Consider the following 21,945-nt stretch of genomic DNA (forward strand, 5'->3'; position numbering starts at 1 on the left):
GGTTCAGCTTCACGGGGTGCCCCGCCCTCCGCGCGGGTGTCTGCTCCATACGGCCCCCACCGCGCCGTCCGGCTCCGGGCCGCCGTGCTGTTGCCGTCCCGGCCGCCCTGTGCCGTAATCGGATGACCCGTGGTTCTGGATCTTGGCGGTGCCGGTGCCGCGCCGGAGGGAGCGGCTGGAATGCACACGTACGAGGCCGATGACGACGACGGGATCACGGCGGCCCCCGGTGGTCTGCTGGATCTTCTGCAGGTCGCGGCGGTGGTGCTGGACGCCGACGGATTCATCGGGCTGTGGAGCCCCGAGGCGGAGATGCTGCTCGGCTACCGGGCCGAGGAGGCGCTGCGGGAGCGGGCGGACCGGCTGCTGGTGGCGCCGGACGACCGGGCGCGGGCCCGCAAGCTCTTCGCCCAGGTCGGCGCGGGCGTCCGCTGGGCGGGGGTCTTCCCGCTGCGGCACCGGGACGGCACCGAGCGTCCGGTGGAGTTCCGCACCATGCGGCTGCGCGACCCGGAGGGCCGCCCACACCTGCTGGGCCTGGCCGCGGACGCCCGGACCGTACGACAGGTGGAACGGGACCTGGCGCTGTCGCACAGCCTCGTCCACCAGACACCGGTGGGCATCGCGGTGTTCGACACCGATCTGCGCTGGATCGGGGTCAACCCGGCCCTGGAGCGCATGAACGGGGTGCCGGAGGCGGAGCTGATCGGGCGCCGCCTGGGTGATGTGCTGCCCGGTCTGGACGTGGCGGCGATCGACGCCCGGATGCGGCACGTGCTGGCCGGCGGCAAGCCCCTGCTCGACCAGCAGACCGTGGGGCGTACGGCCGCCGACACCGAGGACCGCGCGTACTCGGAGTCGTACCACCGGATCGAGGACGCGCAGGGCCGGGTGCTGGGGCTGGCGATGGCCGTCCTGGACGTGACCGAGCGGCAGCAGGCCGCCGCCGAGGTCGCGCAGGCACGTCAGCACCTGTCGGTGGTGGCGGCGGCCGGGGTGCGGATCGGAACGACGCTCGACCTCCCGCAGACGGCAAGGGAGTTGGCCGACGTGGCGGTGCCGCAGGTCGCGGACCTGGCGGCCGTGGACGTGCTGGAGTCGGTCGTCGCCGACGGCGCGATCACGCCGGTCGCGGCGGACGCCCAGGTCGAGTTCCGGGCGCTGGCCGTCGCCGCCGGATATCTCACCGACGCCATCCACGCGGCCGACCCGGTGGGTGAGCTGGCGACCTACGGCCCGAACCGCCTCATCACCCAGTGCGTCCGCGAGGGCCGGGCCGTCCTCGTCCCCGAGGTGGACCGGTCGATGGCCCGCCGCATCGCCAGGGACGGGCGCGCCGCGCAGACGCTGCGCGCGGCGGGCGTCCACTCCTACCTGGCCGTCCCCCTGATGGCGCGCGGCGAGGTACTCGGCACGCTGAGCCTCTACCGCACTGTCAACACCCGCCCCTTCGACGAGCAGGACCAGCTCCTCGCCTCCGAACTCGCCGCCCGCGCCGCGATCTGCATCGACAACGCCCGCCTCTACGGCCGTGAGCGCACCACGGCGCTCACCCTCCAGCGGAGCCTGCTGCCGGCGGCCCCGGCCCGGCAGGAGGGGCTCGACATCGCCGCCCGCTATCTGCCGGCGCTGAGCGAGGTCGGCGGCGACTGGTACGACGTCCTGCCGCTGGGGCCGGGGCGGACCGGTCTCGTCGTCGGGGACGTGATGGGCAAGGGAGTCCAAGCCGCCGCCATCATGGGCCAGTTGAGCACCGCGACGCGGGCGCTGGCCCGGCTGGACCTGCCTCCGGCCGAACTGCTGCGCCATCTCGACGACATCGCCGGTTCGCTCGGCGACGCGATCGCCACCTGCGCGTACGGGGTGGTGGACCTCGGCCGGGGCAGTTGCGCGCTGTCCAGCGCGGGACATCTGCCGCCGGTGCTGATCGGGCCCGACGGCAGTGCCCGGCTCCTCGACATTCCCGGCGGGGTGCCGCTCGGGGTCGGCGGGGTGGAGTTCGACACCGCCGAAGTCCCTTTCGGTGCGGGCTCGTTGCTCGCCCTGTACACCGACGGGCTGGTGGAGAACCGGGGCGAGTCGATCGACGTCGGCCTCGGAACGCTGACCCGGCTGCTGCAGAGTTCCCGCCACACCCTGGAGGGCACGAGCGACATGCTGCTCAACGCGCTGCGCCCCGAACCCGACGACGACGTGGCGCTTCTCCTGGTCCGCGCCACCGGCTGACGACCGTTCAGGCGCCCGTGCTGGAACCGGGCCGGATGACCATGAGGACGGTGACGGTCGCCCACAGCAGGTTGAACAGGCCGGTGAACATAGCCAGTTGAACGGTGGCAGCACGCTCGACGGGGCGGCCCGCCGCGACCTGCTCGACGAGTTCGTCCTGCCGGGGCAGGACGAAGGCGATCAGGAGGCCGGCCGCCGCGGCGGTCAACGCGATGGAGGTGATCAGCCATCCGCTGCCCAGGACGCCCATCGCGGAGGCGGTGGCGAAGCCGAGGACGGGTACCGCGAGGCCGACCGCGCCGTAGACGCGGCAGACGCGGTGCAGCAGCCGTACGGTGCTCACCTCCGCGCCCGTGGTGCCGGCTCCGGCGTCCTGGTGGGCGCGGCGGGCGGCCGGCGGGAACATGCTGGCGGCGACGGTCACGGGGCCGACCGCGACGATCGCGGCCAGGACGTGGAGGATAAGAAGGATCTTGGTCACCCGGCCCACGCTAGGGAAGGACGCCTCGCTCGCACAGGGGCAGAAACGACAGGGTCCGACGGATTCCCGCCAGGCGTCCCGGACCGGTGTTCTCGCCGCTCGCCGCACCGGAACCCGGTGTCGTGGGGGTGGCGGGAAGGTGCCTATCGTGGCGTTCATGCACACCGTGGCGGTACTTGTCCTGGATCACGTCGTCCCGTTCGACATGGCGGCGCCGATGGAGGTGTTCCGGCGTACCCGGCTGCCCGACGGCCGTCCCGCCTACCGGGTCCGGGTGTGCGGCGAGGCCGCGGAGGTGGCGACGGACGGGTTCGCGCTACGGCTGGAGTGGGGGCTGGAAGCGCTGGAGGACGCCGACACGATCGTCGTGCCCGGCTGTTCGGAGCGGGCGGCCCCGGTCTCCGAGCGGGTGCTGGCCGCGCTGCGGGCGGCGGCGGAGGCCGGCACCCGGATCGCCTCCGTCTGCGTGGGGGCGTTCGTGCTGGCCGAGGCCGGACTGCTGGACGGGCTGCGCGCCACCACCCACTGGACGGCCGCCGACGCGCTGGCGCGGCGGCATCCGCGCGTCGAGGTCGAGCCGGACGTGCTCTACGTCGACAACGGGCAGATCCTCACCTCGGCCGGTGCCGCCGCGGGACTCGACCTCTGTCTGCACATGGTCCGCCGGGATCTGGGGTCGGCCGTCGCGGCGGACGCGGCCCGGATGTCGGTCATGCCGCTCGAACGCGAGGGCGGCCAGGCCCAGTTCATCGTCCAACAGCAGCCGCCGATCCCGCAGGGCTCGACGCTCGAACCCCTGCTGCGGTGGATCGAGGACAACCTGGCCCACGAGGTGACCCTCGGCGGGATGGCGGCCCGGTCGGGGCTGAGCGAGCGGACGTTCAGCCGCCGTTTCCGCGAACAGACCGGCAGCACACCGCTCCAGTGGCTGCTGCGGGCCCGGGTCCGGCGCGCCCAGTATCTGCTGGAGCACAGTGACCACCCGGTCGAACGCGTCGCCAGGCAGGCGGGGTTCGGCTCGCCGACCGCGTTCCGGGAGCGTTTCCGGCGGGTGGTCGGCACCAGCCCGCAGGCGTACCGAGCCGCGTTCCACGGCCGGACCGGCGTCGCTCATGCCCTTGCCTCTCCGGCGAACCCCCGTTCCGGTACGAGCAGTTCACCGATACGCGGAACGGGGGGTGCGAGTGAGAGGTGAGAGGTGGGGCTGGGTGGTGCGGGTCAGGCGGCGTCGAGCTGTGCGAACTCCTCGTCCGTGAGGGTGAGTTCACCGGCGGCTGCCGAGTCGCGGATCGTCTCGGGCCGGCTGGCGCCCGGAATCGGCGCGACGACCGGGGACTTGGCGAGCATCCAGGCCAGGCAGACCTGCTGCGGGCTGACCCCGTGCGTCTCGCCGATACGGGCGAACGGCGCGTAGGCAGAGCCGAGTTCACCGGCTCGGGTGATACCGCCGAGCGGGCTCCAGGGCAGGAACGCGATGCCGAGTTCGTCGCAGAGGCGGAGCTCGGCCTCGCTGGAGCGGAAGGCCGGGGAGAACTGGTTCTGTACGGAGACGAGCCGTCCGCCGAGTATCTCGTTCGCCTGCCGGATCTGGTCCGGGTCGGCGTTGGAGACGCCCGCCATGCGGATCTTGCCCTCGTCGAGCAGTTCGCGGACCGCGCCGACGGACTCCGCGTAGGGGATGCGCGGGTCGGGGCGGTGGAACTGGTAGAGCCCGATGGCCTCCACACCCAGCCGGCGCAGTGACGCCTCGCACGCCTCCTTGAGGTGGCGGGGGCTGCCGTCCTGGGTCCAACTGCCGTCCCCGGGGCGCAGATGACCGCCCTTGGTGGCGACCAGGACGTCGGCGCCCCGCTCATGGGAGGCGAGGGCCTTGGCGATCAGGGTCTCGTTGTGTCCGACCTCGTCGGCGTGCAGGTGGTAGGCGTCGGCGGTGTCGATCAACGTCACGCCCGCGTCGAGCGCGGCGTGGACGGTGGCGATCGAACGGCTCTCGTCCGGTCGTCCCTCGATCGACATGGGCATACCGCCCAGACCGATCGCGCCGACCTCGACGTCACCGATGCGGCGAGTCTGCATGGGTCTCCCCTTCTCTTCCGATCGCCGCGCCGAACCCTGCCGTCCGGTGCCGGCGCGACGGGCGGCAACGGACGTGACGTACGACCAGCCTGTCGGGCGCGGGTCCGCAGGTCCAATAGAAGAAACCGAACGCATCCAGCAGCCGGGGCGCTCAATCGCGGGAACCGGGCAGGCAACGCCGGTTCGGTTTGCGCGTCCGCCCCTTCCGTGTGGCACGCTCACCGGCGACCGGCCGGGCCGATTCCGGCCGCCACCAGGTACGACCCGGTGGATACGACCCCGTGGAGAGGCAGCGCATGCGCATCGGACTGCTCGGCACCGGCCCCTGGGCGCAGGGGGCCCACGCCCCCGCCCTGAGCGGACACGACGGACTGGACTTCGTGGGGCTGTGGGGCCGGCGCCCGGACGCGGCCAAGGAGTTGGCCGAGCGCCACGGCACCCGCGCCTACGACGAGGTCGACGCCCTGCTCGCCGATGTGGACGCCGTGGCGATCGCGCTGCCGCCGGCCGTCCAGGCGGAGCTGGCGGTACGGGCCGCACTGGCGGGCCGGCACCTGCTGCTCGACAAGCCCCTCGCCACGACGGTGGAGCAGGGGCGGGCCGTGGCCGACGCCGTCCAGGAGGCCGGGGTCGCCTCGGTCGTCTTCTTCACCACCCGCTTCCAGTCGGCGCCGGCCGCCTGGATCGACCAACAGGCGTCTGTGGGTGGGTGGTTCACCGGGCGGGCGCAGTGGCTGGGGTCGGTCTTCACCAGCGACAGCCCGTTCGCGGCCTCGCCGTGGCGGCAGCAGAAGGGCGCCCTGTGGGATGTCGGTCCGCATGCCCTGTCCGTGCTGCTGCCGGTCCTCGGTGACGTTCGCCGGGTGGCGGCCGCCGCGCGCGGCCTGAAGGACACGGTGCATCTGGTCCTCGAACACACCGGGGGCGCGACCAGCACCCTGACCCTGACCCTCAGCGCGCCGCCCGCGGCGGCCGGGGCCGGCGTCGAACTGCGGGGCGAGGCCGGAGTGACCCACCTGCCCGACGGCACGGACGGCGCGGTGACGGCCCTGGCGCGGGCGGCCGACGCCCTTCTCGACGCGGCCGGTACGGGCCGGCCGCATCCGTGCGACGCCGCGTTCGGGCTGCGGGTGACGGAGATCCTCGCGTCGGCGGAAGCGGTGCTGGAGGCACCGGGGACGGGGGTGTGAGCCGAGCGCGTCCGGGCCGGCTCACACCGTCGGAGGAGAGGCGCACCGGATTTCGCGGCCCGTGGCGCTTAAGTGGGCCTTAAGTTCGGATTAAGCGCTTCCGATTCCTGTGAGCCGTCTCAAGTAGCCCCAGGTCAGGGCGGTTTGAGGGGGGGACGGGACAGTTGGTCGGGGTCGCCGTCGTGCGTAGCATCAGGGCCCCGCGGTGGTGCCCCCTCTCGGAATGAGAGCGCTCTCACAGGTAGTCGGCAACCGCCCGGGTCGTCCCCGTAGGTCCAGCAGTCCGGAGGTTCCCCCACATGACCCCTCGTCACCAGCGCGCGCTCGGCCGCCGCAAGGTCCTCTTCGCCCTCGGTGGCGCGGTGGTGGCCGCCCCGGCCGTCGCCGCGATAGCTCCCTACGCCCTCGCCGGGCCGGCCACCTCGGCGGCCGGCGCGCTTCCCCTGACGCTCGTCAACAGCAGCGGTTCCTTCGCCAACTCCTCGGTCTTCGTCTACATCGTGGGCAACCAGGACGGCAAGCAGGTACGGGTCACCCCCGACGGGGCCATCGCGCCGATCGCCCTCTCCGACAACGGCGCCGACGGCTTCACGGACTACGCGATCCCGCTCAGCGGCAGCGGTGAGACCACGCTGTCCCTGCCGTATCTCTCGGGCCGCATCTACGTGTCGCTGGGCGCGAAGCTGAAGTTCAAGGCCGTGACCGACGGCAACGGCAACGCTGCCCTGCAGTACCCGGCCGGCTGGGTGAAGTCGGACCCCAACTACGGTGTGCTGCACGACTGCGCCGAGTTCACGCACAACGCCTCCGGGATGTTCTGCAACACGACGATGGTCGACATGTTCAGCGTGCCGATGAGCATCCGGCTGACCGGCGCGCAGGACCAGACGACGGGCACACTGCGCGACGGCGGACGCGCGGCGGTCTTCGACGCGGTGCGCAAGGTCGAGGAGTTCGCGCCGCTTGTGGTGGACGACACCCGGGTCGTCGCACCCGGGCACGGGCTGGACGCGGGCCTGTTCGCGGCGGACTACTTCGCGCCGTACATCGACGAGGTGTGGAGCACGTACACCGGCAAGGACCTCACGGTCACCACGAACGCGGGCGCCTTCACCGGACGGGTGCGCGCGGACCGGTTCACCTTCACCGGACCGGCCTCGGTGTCCTTCGCCAAACCCTCGACGCGGGACGTGCTGTTCTGCGACGGGAACCTGGCCGCCCCCAACGACGGCACCACGGGCCCGGTGGCCGCCGTGCTCGGCGCCGGCTTCAACCGCTCGACGCTCCTGTCGGACACGACCCAGCCGTCCACCGACGCGTCCGACTTCTACCGGACCGAGCTCACCAACCACTACGCCGCCGCGGTGCACGCCGCGACCCAGGACGGCAAGGCGTACGGCTTCGCCTTCGACGACGTGTCGGACTTCGCCTCGTACGTGCAAGACACCGCTCCCACCGGCATCCGGCTCACGCTCACCCCGTTCTAGGGCGGCGGACCCGCGCTCGGCGTGCGGGGCCGGGTCCCGCGGAGGAGCGTGGGGGTGTGGGAAAGGTGCGTGTCCCGGCGCTGCGCCGGAGCCGGGAGCCGGCCCGGCGGGGGTGGCTGCGGGGCGCGCCGCCGCCGCTGTGGGTGCGGGTGCTGCCGGGCGCGCTCGTCGTGGCCGTCTGCGTGGCGACGCTGCTGAGCCCGCGACCGCTGGACATCGGCTTCCTGCTGGGCGCCATCCCGCCGCTGGCCGGACTGTCGTACGGACCCCTGGCGACGGCGCTGCTGGGCGGCGCCACGGTCGCCCTGCTGACCGTGCCGGCCTTCTCTCTCAACGATCCCGGCGACACCGACCTGCTGACCATCGTGTTCGTCGCGCTCCTCAGCGTCTTCGTCTCCTTCGTCCGCAGTCACCGCGACGCCCAGCTCGACCTGGAGCGCACGGTCGCCGAGGCCGCGCAGCGCGCCCTGGTCCCGCCGCTGCCGAGCCGGGTCGGGCCGGTGGGGTGCGCGGGGCTGTACCGGGCGGCGCAGCGCGGCACGCTGGTCGGCGGGGACTTCTTCGACGTGCGGGACGGGCCGTACGGGGTGCGGGCGGTGATGGGCGATGTGCAGGGGCACGGTCTGTCGGCGGTGGCGACGGTCGCGTCCCTGCTGGGGGCGTTCCGGGAGGCGGTGCTCGACCGGCCGGACCTGGAGTCGGTCGCGGCGCGGCTGGACCGGCGGCTGGTGGTGGACTCGGCCCGTTCCCGGCACGCGGAGCTGTTCGCCACGGCGGTGCTGCTGGAGTTCAGCGAGGACGCGGGCGCGGTACGGATCGTGGCGTGCGGGCAGCCGTCGCCGGTGCTGCTGCGGGACGGCCGGGTCACTGAGACCGACATCGCGCCGTGGACCCCGCTCGGCCTCGGGCTGTCGGACGCCGGCCCGCTGTGCGGTCGCACGGTGCGGCTGCGCCCCGGGGACCGGCTGTTCCTCGCCTCCGACGGGGTCTGGGAGGCGCGGAACGCGAGCGGTGCCTTCTATCCCTTCGCCGCGCGGCTGGCCGCGCTCGACCACGAGGACCCGGCCGTGCTGGCGGAGCGGGTGTGGCGCGATCTGCTGGTGCACTGCCCGGAGGTCCAGGACGATGTGACGATGCTCGTGCTCACGCCCCGCGCCACGGACGGGAGTTGAGGCTCAGGTCCCCTCGTGTCCACCCTCGGCGTCGATGTGCGGCAGCATCCGGTCCAGGAAGCGGGGCGTCCACCAGGCGTGGCTGCCGAGCAGTGTCATCACCGCCGGCACCATCAGCAGCCGTACGACGGTCGCGTCGATGAGGACGCTCACGGCGAGGCCCAGGCCCAGCATCTTGACCACGATGTTGTCGCTGAGGACGAAGGCCGCGAAGACGCTCACCATGATCAGGGCGGCGCAGGTGATCACGCGGGCGGTGATCTCCAGGGCGTGGGCGACGGAGGCCTCGGCGTCGCCGGTGCGCAGCCAGTTCTCGTGGACTCGGGAGAGGAGGAAGATCTCGTAGTCCATGCTCAGTCCGAAGATGATCGCGAACATCATCATCGGGACATAGCTCTCGATGGGCACCTTCCCCGAGACGCCCAGCGCGGGCCCGCCCCAGCCCCACTGGAAGACGGCGACGACGACGCCGTAGGAGGCCGCGATGGACAGCACGTTGAGGACGGCGGCCTTGACCGCGACGAGCAGGCCGCGGAAGACGGCGAGGATGATGAGGAAGGCGAGGGCGACCACGACGCCGATGATCAGGGGCAGCCGGGCCGCGACGATGTCCCGGAAGTCGACCTGGGCGGCCGTGGTGCCGGTGACGTAGCCCTTGGCCGAGGTGCCGGAGACGGCGTCGGGGAGGGTGTCGTGGACGAGCCGGTTGGTGAGGTCGGTGGTGCCGGCGCTCTGCGGGGACTGCGTGGAGTAGACCGTGCCGATCAGGACGTCGCCGTCCTTGGTGGTGGTGAGCGGGGTGACCGTGGCGGCACCGGGCACCTTGTCGAGGGTCTGCTGGGCCTGGGAGGCGAGGTTCGAGCGCTGGCCGGAGGGGACGCCGCTCTGGTCGATGACGACGGTGAGCGGTCCGTTGGAGCCGGGTCCGAAGGCATCGGTCATCAGGTCGAAGGCGCGGCGGTCCGTGAACGAGGTGGGGTCGGCGCCGTCGCCGATGTGGCCGAGCTGGATCGAGAACAGCGGGATGGCGAGGACGACCACGACGGCGACGCCCGCGGCGAGGAAGGTCCACGGCCGGTGTTCCACGCGCCGCGCGTAGCGGTGCCAGGTGCCGTGGGGTACGGCGCCGGGTTCGGCGTCGGTCTCGGCGACCGGCCGGCGGACCCGGTAGCGGTCGAGGCGTCTGCCGATGAGCCCGAGCAGGGCGGGGACGAGGGTGAGCGCGCCCGCCACCGCCGACACGACCGTCACAGCGGCGGCCACCCCGAGTTTGGCGATGAAGCTGACTCCGGACACGGAGAGACCGGCGAGGGCGATGATCACCGTGCAGCCGGAGACGAGCACGGCACGGCCGCTGGTGGCCGTGGCCTGTCCGGCGGACCGTACGGGGTCCGCGCCGTCCATGAGGTTCTGCCGGTGCCGGGTGATGAGGAACAACGCGTAGTCGATGCCGACTCCGAGGCCGATCATGGTGGCCAGGGTCGGTGACACGGTCGCGAAGGTGAACGCGGCGGCGAGCAGTCCCAGGCAGGCCAGTCCGCCCACCACGCTGAGCAGCGCGGTGAGCAGGGGCAGGCCGGCCGCGATCACGCTGCCGAAGCCGATCAGCAGGACGACGACGGCCACGGCGAAGCCGATGAGTTCGCTCACCCGGTCGTCGGCGGTGGGCCGGGCGAGTTCGCCGAGCGGTCCGCCGTACTCGACCTGGGCGCCGGCCGAACGCAGCGGCTGGACGGAGTGGTCGACTCCGGGGAGGTAGCCGTCGCCGAGGGTGGAGGGCTGGACGTCGAAGCGGATGGTGATGTAGCCGGTCTTGCCGTCCGACGACAGCGGTCCGACGTTCTGCTGCGACTGTCCGGAGGACGAGGGCTGCTGGGACGACGACGTGCCGGGCGGGGGCAGCGGGTTCTGCACCGACAAAACGTGCGGCAGCTTCTGGAGGTCGCCGACGGTCTGGGACATCTGCGAGTCGAGCGAGGTCAGCGGTTTGTCCCGGTCGTGCAGGACGATCTGGCTGCTGTAGCCGCCGGCCGCCGGGTCGTGCTGCTTCAGGACGTCCAGGCCCTCCTGGGACTGGACGCCGTGCAGCGCGAAGTTGTCCGAATAGGCGCCGCCGAAGGACCTGTTGACGATCTGGAGGGCGGCCAGGACCACCAGCCAGGCGACGATGACGACCACGGAGTGCCGGGCGCACCACTCTCCCAGCCGCCGCAACGCCCCCTTTCTGGGGGCCGTCCCGCTGCTTCGCGTACTGACACCGGAGGGCGACATGGCCTGGCTCTTTTCGCCGGGCGACACTCGGACGTCCTCATTGAACCCCGGGTGGATCACTACGGCATCTCGGGCCGGGGCCCGCCCACGTCCCCCAGGGAGAGGCAGGGGTCCCCCAACTCCTCGTCCCCGGAACCTGCTTCGTTCTGGTGCGCCCGGAGGAAGAGGCTTTCTGTCCCCTTAGGACAGAAGTCCCACCGAGTCACATGTCCCAACGGGACATCATGGGTGTACGGTCGGAGCCATGAAGGCAATGGAGCCCCCCGCCGACCCCGTCGGCACCGCCTCCGTGGACCGGCGGCAGCGCAAGGCCCGTCGCACCCGCGACGCACTGGCCACCGCCGCCATGGAGCTGATGCTGGAGCACGGTTCGGCGGCCACCACGGTCGAGGCGATCGCGGAGCGCGCCGACGTCACCCGCCGCACGTTCAGCCGGCACTTCACCGGCAAGGAGGACGCGGCCCTCGACTTCGTGCGCGGCGACGGCGACCGCATCAACGCCCTGCTGCGCGCCCGCCCGGCCGGTGAACCACCGCTCCTCGCCTATCGCAGGGCGGTCGCCGACTGGCTGGCCGACGAGGACACCCCGGCCGGACACGTCCGCCCGCGGATGCGGCGGCTGCTGGCCCTGGTCGACCGCGAGCCGGCCCTGTTCGCCGCCTACGAACGCATCCGGGTCGACGCCCAGGAGGAGTCGATCCGCATCCTCGCCGAACGGCTCGGCACCGACGACGTCCAGGACGTACGCCCCGCCGTGATCGTCGACGCCGCCGCCGGAGTCCTCACCGCCGCCCTGCGCGTCTGGGCGCGCGGCACGGACGAGCACGGCTCGGCGGCCGCAGAGCTCGGCGCCCTGGTGGAGCGGGCCTACGACGCCCTCATAGCTGCCGCCGTACAAGCGGCCGCACCCGGCACTACCGAAGAGTGAGAGCACCATGAGCGACACCACCCCCGTCACCGACCACGCGACCGAGTTCGCCGGAAAGACCGCCCTCGTCACCGGCGCCGCCTCCGGTATCGGCCTCGCCACCGCCCGCCGTCTCGGCGCCGGCGGCGCCCGGGTCGTCATCGCCGACCACAACGCCGAAGGCGCCGAGAAGGCGGCCGCCGAGCTGACCGCGCAGGGCATCGAGGCCGCCGCCGTGACCCTCGACGTGACCCGTCCGGAGTCCGTGGAGGCGGCCGTACGGTTCACCGTCGCCACCTTCGGCGGCCTCGACCTCGCCGTGAACAACGCCGGCATCGGCGGCCCGAGCGCACCGACCGGCGCCTACGACATCGAGGCCTACGACCGGGTCGTGCGCACCAACCTCGACGGCGTCTTCTACTCGATGCGCTACGAACTCCCCGTCATGGAGGCCGCGGGCCGGGGCGGTGCCATCGTCAACGTCGCCTCGATCCTCGGCTCGGTCGCCTTCCCCGGCTCGATCGCGTACGTCGCCGCCAAGCACGGGGTGCTCGGCCTGACGAAGACCGCCGGCGCCGAGTACGCCTCCAAGGGCATCCGCGTCAACGCGGTCGGCCCCGGCTTCATCGAGACACCGCTGCTCCAGACCATGGACAAGGCCGCGCACGACGGACTGGTCGCCCTGCACCCGGCCGGCCGCCTCGGCCGCTCGGAGGAGGTCGCCGAGCTGATCGCCTTCCTGCTCTCCGAGCGCGCCTCGTTCATGGCCGGCGGCTACCACCTGGTCGACGGCGCCTACACCGCCGTCTGAGCACGAGAAGGAGTTCCGTCATGAAGGCACTGCAGTACCGCACCATCGGCGCCGCCCCCGAGGTGGTCACCGTCCCCGACCCCGAACCCGGCCCCGGCCAGGTCCTGTTGAAGGTCACCGCCGCCGGCGTCTGCCACTCCGACATCGCGGTGATGAGCTGGCCCGCCACGGACTTCCCCTACGACCTTCCGCTCACCCTCGGCCACGAGGGCGTCGGCACGGTCGCCGCGCTGGGCGCGGGAGTCACCGGCGTCCGGGAGGGCGACGCGGTCGCGGTCTACGGGCCCTGGGGCTGCGGCACCTGCGCCAAGTGCGCGGAGGGCAAGGAGAATTACTGTCTGCGCGCCGCCGAACTGGGCATCAATCCGCCCGGCCTGGGCACTCCGGGGGCGATGGCCGAGTACCTGCTCGTCGACGACCCCCGGCACCTGGTCCCGCTCGACGGGCTCGATCCGGTCGCCGCCGTACCGCTGACGGACGCGGGGCTGACGCCGTACCACGCCATCAAGCGGGCGCTGCCCAAGCTGGTTCCTGGGTCGAGTGCGGTCGTGATCGGCACGGGCGGGCTGGGGCACGTGGCCATCCAGCTGCTGCGGGCGATGACACCGGCCCGGGTGATCGCGCTGGACGTGAGCGAGGAGAAGCTGAAGCTGGCGCGGGCGGTCGGCGCGCACGAGACGGTGCTGTCCGACGCGGACGCCGCCGCGGCGGTGCGCGCCATCACCGGCGGGGTCGGCGCCGAGGCCGTCTTCGACTTCGTCGGCGCCGAGCCCACGGTCAGGACGGCGGGGGCGGTGGCGGCCGTCGAGGGCGAGGTGGCGATCGTCGGGATCGGCGGCGGCGCCCTGCCCGTCGGCTTCGGACGGCTGCCGTTCGAGGTGTCGGTGCACGCGCCCTACTGGGGCAGCCGCGGCGAACTCGTGGAGGTCCTCGCGCTGGCCCGGTCCGGTGCGGTGTCGGTGCACACCCAGACGTTCTCCCTGGACGAGGCCCCGCTCGCCTACGAACGGCTGCACGCCGGCGAGATCACCGGTCGCGCGGTGATCCTGCCGAACGGCTGAACACGCGCCCACACAGCCACAGTTGAGCCTGGGAAGGACACCGGTGGGCTGGTCGCCGACGGCCGTCCGGCGTCCGGCATCGGAGCGTACCGCCGCAGGGCCGGACGAAGGCGCTGACCGCGCCCGCCCTCGTTCATCGGTATGGGCCGGGTGCGGGTACGGCCGCGCGGCCGGGCCCGGCCGTGGAGACGTCGCGGGGCCGACCGGTCCCCCGTTCCGGTCGGCCCGCACGGACTGTTGAACTTACGTGCGCGCCGGGCCTCTTGGGTATCGCGGCGGTGCCCTCCGTTTCGGACGGAGGGCTCACTCGTGCACAGGTCGGCCCGAATGGCCCTGGTTCGTTCGGTTCAGGGCGGGCTCGGACAGGTCACCGAGGGCGAGATGGGCGAGGACGACCTCGTAGAGATCGCTGCCGCCGGCGAGGAGTTGACGTTCGAGTACGGGCTCGGCAGCGCGCACGTGCTCGCGCACGGTCTGCGGGTGGATGCCGAGGCCCTGCGCGGCCCGCTCCGCGTTGCCGCCCGCGGCGATCCAGGCCCGCAGGGTCCCGCGCAGGTTCCGTCCGTCACGGCTGACGCGGCCTAGCAACTCCCGGGCCCAGGTACGGACGGCGGGTCCGGCGAGCAGGTCGGCGAGCCGGGCCGGGCGCACGTGCGCGGGCCGGTGCCCCGCCGGGCCGCGCGGAATCTCGGTGAGTCCCGCCTCCGTGTTGAGCGCGAGGTGGACGGCGGCGCGCGCGGTGAGGTCGTCGAAGTCCGTGCCCAGCAGGCGCTCCACGCGTTCCATCCGGGCGCGTACGGTGTTGCGGCTCACCCCCAGGATCTTCGCCGTGTCGACGGCGGTGAACTCCAGGCCGAGCCGTGTGGTGGCGAGGAGTTCGGCGCGGGTGTGGTGCGGCAGCGAGTCGAGCGGGCGCAGCACCTGGCCGGTCCAGCCGTGCAGCGCGGCGGGCTCGATCAGCCGCTCGGGACGGGTGCGTACGGCGTAGACGGCCGCCCTGTCCGGCCGGAAGTGGGCGACGGCCAGCGCGCTGATGGCCTGTCCGTAAGCCGTGGCGGTCTGCGCGAGGCTCTGCCGGACGCTGCCGCCGAGGTAGGTGTGCGGGCGCCGGCCGATCAGCGCGCGCAGTGCGTCCTCCGTGGCGCGGGCCGGGACGACGACGATGAGGTGCTGGTCGCGGGCCGGGCAGCGCACGACGAGCGCGTGTCCGTCGGTCGCGTCCTGGCACTCCTCGGCCAGCCGGTCGCGTCCCTCCGGTCCGCCCTCGACGACGTAGACGCAGGCCGAGTCGGTGTCGAGCAGACCGGGCCAGAGCCCCGCGGCGACCCGGCGCGCCGACACGGTGTCCTCCACCATCAGCAACTGCAGGATCGCCAGCCGCAGATCGGCGGTCGCCCGCTCCAGCCGGCCACGGGCCGTGGTCATCTCCCTTTCGCGCAGGAGCAGTTCGACGACGCCCGCGGTGTGGGTCACGATGTCGGAGGTACGCCGGTCGAAGGGTGCCTCGCGGGAGACGGCGAGCACGCTGGAGGAGGGGTGCGGCTGGCGGACTCCGACCAGGCGCAGATGGCGGCCTCCGTCCTCCAGCGCGGCGGAGGAGACGCGGCCGGCGACGAGCTCCGCGACCAGGCCGTCGTCCAGTGGCATCGGGGAGCCGGCGAGGAGGGTGCCGGCGTCGTCCCGCAGGCAGACCGTGCCGCGCACGGCGGCGGCCAGCCAGTCGACGACTCTGCGGAGGTCACGGGTGCCGGGCCGCAGCTGGTCGAGCAACTGCTCCGCCCAGGTGTCCGGCCCGTCGTCCCGGTCCGCTCCGTCAGCCACCTCGCCCTTCACCTCGTCCATCGCGTTGACCTCGGCATACGGAGGGGACGTTACCCGACACCCGGGACGGCGCCGGGGCCGCGGAGGGTACCGCCGCGCGGCGGCGCCCGGGGCCACGGCATAAGCTCGGCCCGTGGCCAAGTACTTCGACGTGCACCCCGACAACCCGCAACCGCGCACCATCGCCCAGATCGCCGACAGTGTGCGGTCGGGTGCGCTCATCGCGTACCCGACGGACTCCTGCTACGCGCTGGGCTCACAGCTCGGCAGCCGGGACGGCATCGACCGGATCCGTTCCATCCGGCGGCTGGACGACCGGCACCACTTCACCCTGGTGTGCCAGAACTTCGCCCAGCTCGGCCAGTTCGTGCGGATCGACAACGACGTGTTCCGCGCCGTGAAGGCCTCGACGCCGGGCAGTTACACCTTCATCCTGCCCGCGACGAAGGAGGTCCCGCGCAAGCTGCTGCACGCAAAGAAGAAGACGGTGGGCGTGCGCATCCCCGATCACGTCGTCACCCAGGCCCTCCTGGCGGAGCTGGGCGAACCGCTGCTCTCCAGCACGCTGTTGCTGCCCGACGAGGAGGAGGCGATGACCCAGGGCTGGGAGATCAAGGACCGCCTCGACCACGTGGTGGACGCGGTGGTCGACTCCGGGGACTGCGGCACGGAACCGACGACGGTCATCGACTTCTCCAGCGGCGAGGCGGAGATCGTCCGGTACGGCGCGGGGGACGCGACACGCTTCGAGTGACCCGCGCGGGGGTGCCGGGAGGCCGGGCGCGGAGGGGCCGGGTCCGCGTGCCACGATGACGGCACACGCCGTGTCGGGCCGGCCCGTGGCTCGACGCCGATGCCACCAGGAAGGCACCCCCGACATGACCGCCGTAGAGGCCACCATCGTGGACGTCCCCACCGAGGACGGCACCGCCGACGCGTATCTCTCGCGTCCCGCCGACGAGCGTCCCCGGCCGGCCGTCCTGCTCTACCAGGACGCCTTCGGTCTGCGTCCGCATCTCAAGGCGATGGCCGACCGGCTCGCGGCGGCCGGGTACGCGGTCCTGGTACCCAACGTGTTCTACCGCGCGGGGCGGGCTCCGGTGGTGGAGCTGCCCGACTTCATCGACCCGCACGCGCGTCCGGACGTCTTCGAGCAGTTCCTCCCACTGATCCAGGGGCTGACGCCCGAGCTCGCGAGGCGGGACGCCGGGGCCTACCTGCGGTGGCTGGCGGAGTCCCCGCTGGTCGCGGACGGCCCGGTCGCGATCACCGGCTACTGCATGGGCGCGCGGCTCGCGCTCCACACGGCCGGCGCCTACCCGGAGCGGGTCGCCGCGGCGGCCGGCTTCCACGGCGGGCGGCTGGCCACCGACGACCCGGACAGCCCGCACCTGGCGGCCCGGCACATCACCGCCGAGCTGTACTTCGGCCACGCGGACCAGGACCCGTCGCTGCCCGAGGACCAGATCGAGCGCTTGGAGGACGCGCTGACCGCGGCGGGCGTACGGCACCGCTGCGAGGTCTACCCGGGCGCGCGGCACGGCTACACCCAGGCCGACACCGCTTCCTACGGCGCCGAGGCCGACGAGCGTCACTGGGCCGCGCTGCTCGACCTGCTGGCCCGCACCTTCTGATCCCGCCCCGCTGCCCGCGGCGCCGGTCGCCGCGGGCACCTTCGTCCCTACGCATTGACATGCACTCATCCCGGCGCGACTCTGAGAGCGCTCTCAGAGTGGTACGGACCAATTTCCGTACGCCCCCCCACACGGAGGTGAAGAGTGCTGCTCCGACTCGTCCGCCGACTCGGTGCCGCGACCGCGGTGGCCACCCTGTTCGCCCTGGCCACACCGCTCACGGCCGAGGCCGCGGTGCCCGCCACGATCCCCCTCAGGATCACCAACAACTCCGGGCGCACCGACCCGGTCTACGTCTACGACCTCGGCACCCAGCTCTCCACCGGCCGGCAGGGCTGGGCCGACGCGACCGGCACCTTCCACGCCTGGCCCGCGGGCGGCAACCCGCCCACCCCCGCACCGGACGCCTCCATACCCGGCCCGGCGGCCGGACAGTCCACCACGATCCGGATGCCCAAGTTCTCCGGCCGGATCTACTTCTCCTACGGTCAGAAGCTCGTCTTCAAGGTGACCACGGGCGGCCTGGTGCAACCGGCCGTGCAGAACCCCAGCGACCCTAACCGCGACATCCTCTTCAACTGGTCCGAGTACACGCTCAACGACTCCGGGCTGTGGCTCAACAGCACCCAGGTGGACATGGTCTCCGCGCCCTACGCGGTCGGCGTCCAGCGGTCCGACGGGTCCACGGTCACCACCGGGCACCTCAAGTCCGGTGGCTACACCGGGTTCTTCAACGCCCTGCGCGGACAGGCGGGCGGCTGGGCCAACCTGGTCCAGACGCGGTCCGACGGCACGGTCCTGCGAGCGCTCTCCCCCGGGCACGGACTGGAGACCGGCGCCCTGCCCAGCACGGTGATGGACGACTACGTCAACCGCGTCTGGCAGAAGTACGCGACGACGACCCTGACGGTCACCCCGTTCGCCGATACCCCCGCGAAGTACTACGGCCGGGTGTCGGGCAACGTCATGAACTTCACCAACAGTGCCGGGGCGGTCGTCACCAGCTTCCAGAAGCCCGACGCGGACAGCATCTTCGGTTGCCACAAGTACCTCGACGCCCCCAACGACCAGGTGCGCGGGCCGATTTCGCGCACGCTGTGCGCCGGCTTCAACCGCTCCACGCTCCTGGTCAACGCCAACCAGCCGGACACCACGTCGGCCGCCTTCTACCAGGACACGGTGACCAACCAGTACGCGCGCAGGCTGCACGCCCAGATGGCCGACGGCAAGGCGTACGCGTTCGCCTTCGACGACGTCGGCAACCAGGAGTCACTCGTCAACGACGGCAGTCCGCAGCAGGCGTATCTGACCCTCGACCCGCTCAGCTGAGGAGACCGGGAAAGCCGTACACCCCGCACGCCTCAGGCGCGTGCGGGGTGTACGGAGGGAGGGACGGATCAGCTGGCCGTCAGTGCCGTGTCGTCGAGGACGAAGCTGGTCTGGAGCGAGGAGTCCTCGACGCCGCTGAACTTCAGCGCCACGGTGGAGCCGGCGAAGGAGGACAGGTCGAAGGACTTCTGGGTGTACCCGGTGGCCTTGTTCAGGTTCGAGTAGGTCGCCAGGGTCGTCGAACCCGCGGTCACCGTCAGCTTGTCGTACGCCGAGCTGGTGGTGGTCTCCGCGGTGTCGATGTGCAGGTAGAAGGTGAGTGTCGCCTTGCAGCCGCTCGGCACGGCCACCGACTGGGACAGCGTGTCGGTGTGGGTGGAGCCGTAGCCGTCGAGCCAGGCGTAGTAGGAGCCGCCGTGGGCGGTCTGGCCGCTCTCGTTGGTGATGACCCCGCTGCTCGCGGTCCAGGTGGTGCTGCCCGACTCGAAGCCCGCGTTGCCCAGGAGCTGGGTCGAGGTGCAGGTGCCGCCGCCGCCGGAGGTGCTGACCGTCCAGGTGAAGGAGGCGGTGCCGGTGGCTCCCGTGCTGTCGGTGACGGTCACGGTGGAGCTGTAGGTGCCCGCGGTCGTCGGGGTGCCGGTGATGGCGCCGGTGGAGCTGCTGATCGACAGGCCGGTGGGCAGTCCGGTCGCGGCGTAGGTCAGGGAGCCGCTGTTGGTGCTGCTCGCCGAGACCTGAAGGCTCACCGCGGTGCCGACGGTGGAGGACTGGCTGCCCGGGTTGGTGACCGTGACGCCGCTGGTCGGCACGGTGATGTGGCTGCCGACATTGATGCCCGCGAAGGCGTTGCCGACTCCCGCGTACTGCGCGGAACTCGTGCCGTACAGCGCGGCTGCCGCGCTGAGCGCGGCGGTGCGGGCCGAGGCGTAGTTGGTGCTGGACGTCATGTACGTCGTCAGCGCCTTGTACCAGATCTGCAGGGCGGCGGCCCGGCCGATGCCCGCGACGGCGACACCGTCGGAGGTGCTGCTGGTGTAGGTGGTGCCGTTGATGACCTTGGTGCCGCTGCCCTCGGAGAGCAGGTAGAACATGTGGTTCGCCGGGCCCGACGAGTAGTGCACGTCGAGGTTGCCGACGCCGGAGTACCAACTGTCCGCGGAGCCGCCGTCCTTGCTCGGCTTGTCCATGTAACGCAGCGGCGTGCCGTCGCCGTTGATGTCGATCTTCTCGCCGATGAGGTAGTCGCCGACGTCGGAGGAGTTGTTGGCGTAGAACTCCACGCCGGTGCCGAAGATGTCGGAGGTCGCCTCGTTCAACCCGCCCGACTCACCGGTGTAGTCGAGCCCGGCCGTGTTGGAGGTGACGCCGTGGCTCATCTCGTGGCCGGCCACGTCCAGCGAGGTCAGCGCGTGGGTGGAGCTCGTGCCGTCGCCGTACGTCATGCAGAAGCAGGTGTCGTCCCAGAAGGCGTTGACGTACGCCGTGCTGTAGTGGACGCGCGAGTAGGCGGCGACGCCGTTGTTCTTGATGCCGCTGCGGCCGAACGTGTTCTTGTAGAAGTCCCACGTCTCCTGCGCGCCGTAGGCGGCGTCCGCGCCCGCGGTCTGGGTGTTGGAGCCGGAGCCCGTTCCCCAGACGTCGTCCGCGTCCGTCATCAGCGTGCCGGTGCCGGAGGTGGCGTTGTTCAGGCTGTACGTCTTGTGGCCGCCGCGCGTACCGTCGGTCAGCTGGTACGTCGAGCCGGAGAGCGTGGTGCTCAGCGAAACGCTGCCGCTGTACTGGGTGTTGCCGGTGCCGGTCTCGATGCCCTGGAAGCGGGAGAGTTCCTTGCCGCTGGTGGCGTCGGTGATGACGTGCAGCCGGCTCGGGGTGCCGTCGTCCTGGAAACCGCCGATCACGGTCTCCCAGGCGAGCTTGGAGGCACCGTCGCCGGCCCAGATGACCTTCCGGGCGCTGTCGGCGCCGGACGCCTTGGCGTCCAGAGCCTTGGCCGTCTTCAACGCCTCCGTCTCGGCCGCGGACTTGGTGAAGGACGCGGTGGTGGAAGGAACGGTGAGGGTGTGCTTGTTGTTGAAGGTGGCGCTCACCGTGCCGGCCGCCACGGAGGCGGGCGGGGTGTGCACGACGAGGTCGCCGCCGAGGACGGGGAGCCCGTCGTAAGTGCGCTCGTAACGGGTGTGGACGGTGCCGTCGTTGTCCTTGACGACGTCCTTGACGACCAGTTTCTCCTTGGCGCCGAGGCCGAGGGTGCGGGCCGTCGCCGTGGTCCTGCGTTGGGCGCTGTCGATCAAGGCGGAGTGCTGGGCCGGGGTGAGTTTCGCCTCCAGTCCGCCGGTGCGCAGCGGGCTGGGGTGGGGGGAAGCGGGCTGCGCGGTCGCCGGGACCGTCTGGATGCCGACGACGAGCATCGCGGCCGTGGAGAGCAGGGCTCCTGCCGCGGTCCGCTTGCGGGGGATGCGTCTCACTCGTACTCCTCCTGCGACAGCCGCGGTGTTCGCGGCCGGGAACAGACCGGGCAGGACGGGTGTGCCGCCCGGGGAGAGCTGAGCTGTGCGGGGCCGGAATCTTGACTGAAACGTGGAGAGGTCGTGGGGGGTAGCTGGGGGGAGAATGACACTCTTGACCCGGCCATGTCATCCAGGTACTGGGCAATCGAGGGTTATCCCTCTATGGCCGAGCGAGCCACCGGACCGGTCGCCGCCGCCGCGGATTGCCGATCACGGGTGCGGGGCATCAGGAGAAGGGGGAGCGGCGCGGTACGGCCGCACCGATGCCGGACAGGCCCAGGAGGGGAGTGATGCGCCATGCGCGCGCAACGGCGTACCCACCGGCGTTCCGTACGAGTTGAGTATGTGCTGCCCCACGAGGCGTCCTCCGCCGGCCAGGCGCGCCGGCTGACCTCCGAGTTCCTCAACCGGTCCCGTCGGCGGATCGCCCCGGTGGAGGAGGAACAGATCGACGACGCCACCCTCGTCGTCTCCGAACTGGTCGCCAACGCCACCCGGCACGGCCGCAGCGGCTGCCGGCTGCGACTCCAGGTCTGTGACGAGCGGCTCACGGTCGAGGTCTACGACGACAGCCCGACGCGGCCCAAGGTGCGCCCGTTGACGGCCGAGGGCGAGAGCGGGCGGGGTCTGGCCATGGTGCGCTGTCTGGCCCGGCGTCTCGACGTCACCCCGCTGGCCGGGGGCGGCAAGCGGGTCCGCGCCGTGCTGGCGATCTGACGGGCGGCCCGGCCGGGTCCCGCGCGGAGTGAGTCAACTCCCGTGCGGTTACGGCGAGTTGGGATGCCGCGCTGTGCCGCTCGCAGGCGGCGAACGCGCCGCCCCTGCTGCCGGTGCGCCAGGTGAGGGGTCCCAGTGTGGCCGCCGGCGCCGCCAACGGGGTCGCGGTACACGCCGGTCGGCGGTCGTCCGCGCCGCCGTTCCGGGCCGGGGCCCCGCCCGCTGAGCGCCCGCGCGGCGTTGTTACCGTGCACC

Annotated in this window: 17 protein-coding genes; 12 read left to right on the forward strand and 5 right to left on the reverse strand. The window is 72.2% G+C overall.

Annotated elements, in window-relative coordinates; genetic code table 11:
- The first annotated feature begins 180 nt into the window (after window positions 1-180).
- Window positions 181-2,226 (forward strand): SpoIIE family protein phosphatase, encoded by a 2,046-nt coding sequence (locus ABZT12_RS18960; protein ID WP_356385286.1) that lies wholly within the window; start codon window positions 181-183, stop codon window positions 2,224-2,226.
- 7 nt (window positions 2,227-2,233) lie between these two features.
- On the opposite strand, the gene ABZT12_RS18965 is transcribed toward ABZT12_RS18960, so the two are convergent.
- Window positions 2,234-2,707 (reverse strand): hypothetical protein, encoded by a 474-nt coding sequence (locus ABZT12_RS18965; protein ID WP_356385289.1) that lies wholly within the window; start codon window positions 2,705-2,707, stop codon window positions 2,234-2,236.
- Between the two features lie 157 nt (window positions 2,708-2,864).
- Between ABZT12_RS18965 and ABZT12_RS18970 the strand changes: the two genes are divergently transcribed.
- Window positions 2,865-3,902: a helix-turn-helix domain-containing protein gene (locus ABZT12_RS18970; RefSeq protein WP_356385477.1), complete on the forward strand. Its 1,038-nt coding sequence runs from the start codon at window positions 2,865-2,867 to the stop codon at window positions 3,900-3,902.
- 23 nt (window positions 3,903-3,925) lie between these two features.
- Here ABZT12_RS18970 and ABZT12_RS18975 read toward each other — a convergent pair whose 3' ends face one another.
- Entirely contained in the window at window positions 3,926-4,783 is an 858-nt protein-coding gene (locus tag ABZT12_RS18975; protein ID WP_356385292.1) for an aldo/keto reductase, read from the reverse strand.
- 296 nt (window positions 4,784-5,079) lie between these two features.
- Between ABZT12_RS18975 and ABZT12_RS18980 the strand changes: the two genes are divergently transcribed.
- The 3 genes from ABZT12_RS18980 to ABZT12_RS18990 all read left to right on the forward strand — a co-directional run bounded on the left by ABZT12_RS18980 (window position 5,080) and on the right by ABZT12_RS18990 (window position 8,632).
- The gene (locus ABZT12_RS18980; protein ID WP_356385294.1) at window positions 5,080-5,973 is read left to right on the forward strand and encodes a Gfo/Idh/MocA family oxidoreductase; all 894 of its coding nucleotides are present in this window, start codon (window positions 5,080-5,082) and stop codon (window positions 5,971-5,973) included.
- 299 nt (window positions 5,974-6,272) lie between these two features.
- Window positions 6,273-7,460: a glycoside hydrolase family 64 protein gene (locus ABZT12_RS18985; protein WP_356385297.1), complete on the forward strand. Its 1,188-nt coding sequence runs from the start codon at window positions 6,273-6,275 to the stop codon at window positions 7,458-7,460.
- Window positions 7,461-7,516: 56 nt separating this feature from the next.
- Window positions 7,517-8,632 (forward strand): PP2C family protein-serine/threonine phosphatase, encoded by a 1,116-nt coding sequence (locus ABZT12_RS18990; RefSeq protein WP_356385300.1) that lies wholly within the window; start codon window positions 7,517-7,519, stop codon window positions 8,630-8,632.
- A gap of 3 nt (window positions 8,633-8,635) precedes the next feature.
- Here ABZT12_RS18990 and ABZT12_RS18995 read toward each other — a convergent pair whose 3' ends face one another.
- The gene (locus ABZT12_RS18995; protein ID WP_356385303.1) at window positions 8,636-10,903 is read right to left on the reverse strand and encodes an MMPL family transporter; all 2,268 of its coding nucleotides are present in this window, start codon (window positions 10,901-10,903) and stop codon (window positions 8,636-8,638) included.
- A gap of 244 nt (window positions 10,904-11,147) precedes the next feature.
- Between ABZT12_RS18995 and ABZT12_RS19000 the strand changes: the two genes are divergently transcribed.
- From ABZT12_RS19000 to ABZT12_RS19010, 3 genes are read left to right on the forward strand one after another with little or no spacing between them, the layout of a single operon-like run.
- On the forward strand, window positions 11,148-11,831 hold the full coding sequence (locus tag ABZT12_RS19000; protein WP_356385305.1) for a TetR family transcriptional regulator: 684 nt from the start codon (window positions 11,148-11,150) through the stop codon (window positions 11,829-11,831).
- Between the two features lie 7 nt (window positions 11,832-11,838).
- Window positions 11,839-12,621, forward strand: a complete 783-nt coding sequence (locus ABZT12_RS19005; protein ID WP_356385308.1) for an SDR family NAD(P)-dependent oxidoreductase — start codon at window positions 11,839-11,841, stop codon at window positions 12,619-12,621.
- Between the two features lie 20 nt (window positions 12,622-12,641).
- A complete protein-coding gene (locus ABZT12_RS19010) occupies window positions 12,642-13,682 on the forward strand; it encodes an NAD(P)-dependent alcohol dehydrogenase (RefSeq protein ID WP_356385311.1) in 1,041 nt (346 codons plus the stop codon).
- A gap of 303 nt (window positions 13,683-13,985) precedes the next feature.
- Here the strand turns inward: ABZT12_RS19010 and ABZT12_RS19015 are convergent, their stop codons facing one another.
- A complete protein-coding gene (locus ABZT12_RS19015; RefSeq protein WP_356385314.1) occupies window positions 13,986-15,524 on the reverse strand; it encodes a helix-turn-helix domain-containing protein in 1,539 nt (512 codons plus the stop codon).
- A 112-nt stretch (window positions 15,525-15,636) separates the two neighbouring features.
- On the opposite strand from ABZT12_RS19015, the gene ABZT12_RS19020 reads away from it, so the two are divergent.
- The 3 genes from ABZT12_RS19020 to ABZT12_RS19030 all read left to right on the forward strand — a co-directional run bounded on the left by ABZT12_RS19020 (window position 15,637) and on the right by ABZT12_RS19030 (window position 18,466).
- A complete protein-coding gene (locus tag ABZT12_RS19020; RefSeq protein ID WP_356385317.1) occupies window positions 15,637-16,257 on the forward strand; it encodes an L-threonylcarbamoyladenylate synthase in 621 nt (206 codons plus the stop codon).
- Between the two features lie 124 nt (window positions 16,258-16,381).
- Entirely contained in the window at window positions 16,382-17,137 is a 756-nt protein-coding gene (locus ABZT12_RS19025; RefSeq protein ID WP_356385320.1) for a dienelactone hydrolase family protein, read from the forward strand.
- A 144-nt stretch (window positions 17,138-17,281) separates the two neighbouring features.
- On the forward strand, window positions 17,282-18,466 hold the full coding sequence (locus ABZT12_RS19030) for a glycoside hydrolase family 64 protein (RefSeq protein ID WP_356385323.1): 1,185 nt from the start codon (window positions 17,282-17,284) through the stop codon (window positions 18,464-18,466).
- Window positions 18,467-18,534: 68 nt separating this feature from the next.
- Here the strand turns inward: ABZT12_RS19030 and ABZT12_RS19035 are convergent, their stop codons facing one another.
- Complete coding sequence (locus tag ABZT12_RS19035) at window positions 18,535-20,931, reverse strand: M4 family metallopeptidase (RefSeq protein ID WP_356385326.1); 2,397 nt, start codon at window positions 20,929-20,931, stop codon at window positions 18,535-18,537.
- Window positions 20,932-21,270: 339 nt separating this feature from the next.
- Between ABZT12_RS19035 and ABZT12_RS19040 the strand changes: the two genes are divergently transcribed.
- Complete coding sequence (locus ABZT12_RS19040; RefSeq protein ID WP_356385329.1) at window positions 21,271-21,690, forward strand: ATP-binding protein; 420 nt, start codon at window positions 21,271-21,273, stop codon at window positions 21,688-21,690.
- Window positions 21,691-21,945 lie beyond the last annotated feature (255 nt).

Origin of the sequence: Streptomyces sp. NPDC005423, assembly GCF_040606415.1 — a bacterium.
Taxonomy (GTDB): Bacteria; Actinomycetota; Actinomycetes; order Streptomycetales; family Streptomycetaceae; genus Streptomyces.

Excerpts from the sequence above, each read along its gene's own strand:
- ABZT12_RS18960 (WP_356385286.1), top strand. The coding sequence starts at position 181 with ATGCACACGTACGAGGCCGATGACGACGACGGGATCACGGCGGCCCCC.
- ABZT12_RS18970 (WP_356385477.1), top strand. The coding sequence starts at position 2,865 with ATGCACACCGTGGCGGTACTTGTCCTGGATCACGTCGTCCCGTTCGAC.
- ABZT12_RS18975 (WP_356385292.1), bottom strand. The coding sequence starts at position 4,783 with ATGCAGACTCGCCGCATCGGTGACGTCGAGGTCGGCGCGATCGGTCTG.
- ABZT12_RS18980 (WP_356385294.1), top strand. The coding sequence starts at position 5,080 with ATGCGCATCGGACTGCTCGGCACCGGCCCCTGGGCGCAGGGGGCCCAC.
- ABZT12_RS18985 (WP_356385297.1), top strand. The coding sequence starts at position 6,273 with ATGACCCCTCGTCACCAGCGCGCGCTCGGCCGCCGCAAGGTCCTCTTC.
- ABZT12_RS18995 (WP_356385303.1), bottom strand. The coding sequence starts at position 10,903 with ATGTCGCCCTCCGGTGTCAGTACGCGAAGCAGCGGGACGGCCCCCAGA.
- ABZT12_RS19000 (WP_356385305.1), top strand. The coding sequence starts at position 11,148 with ATGAAGGCAATGGAGCCCCCCGCCGACCCCGTCGGCACCGCCTCCGTG.
- ABZT12_RS19005 (WP_356385308.1), top strand. The coding sequence starts at position 11,839 with ATGAGCGACACCACCCCCGTCACCGACCACGCGACCGAGTTCGCCGGA.
- ABZT12_RS19010 (WP_356385311.1), top strand. The coding sequence starts at position 12,642 with ATGAAGGCACTGCAGTACCGCACCATCGGCGCCGCCCCCGAGGTGGTC.
- ABZT12_RS19015 (WP_356385314.1), bottom strand. The coding sequence starts at position 15,524 with ATGGACGAGGTGAAGGGCGAGGTGGCTGACGGAGCGGACCGGGACGAC.
- ABZT12_RS19025 (WP_356385320.1), top strand. The coding sequence starts at position 16,382 with ATGACCGCCGTAGAGGCCACCATCGTGGACGTCCCCACCGAGGACGGC.
- ABZT12_RS19040 (WP_356385329.1), top strand. The coding sequence starts at position 21,271 with ATGCGCGCGCAACGGCGTACCCACCGGCGTTCCGTACGAGTTGAGTAT.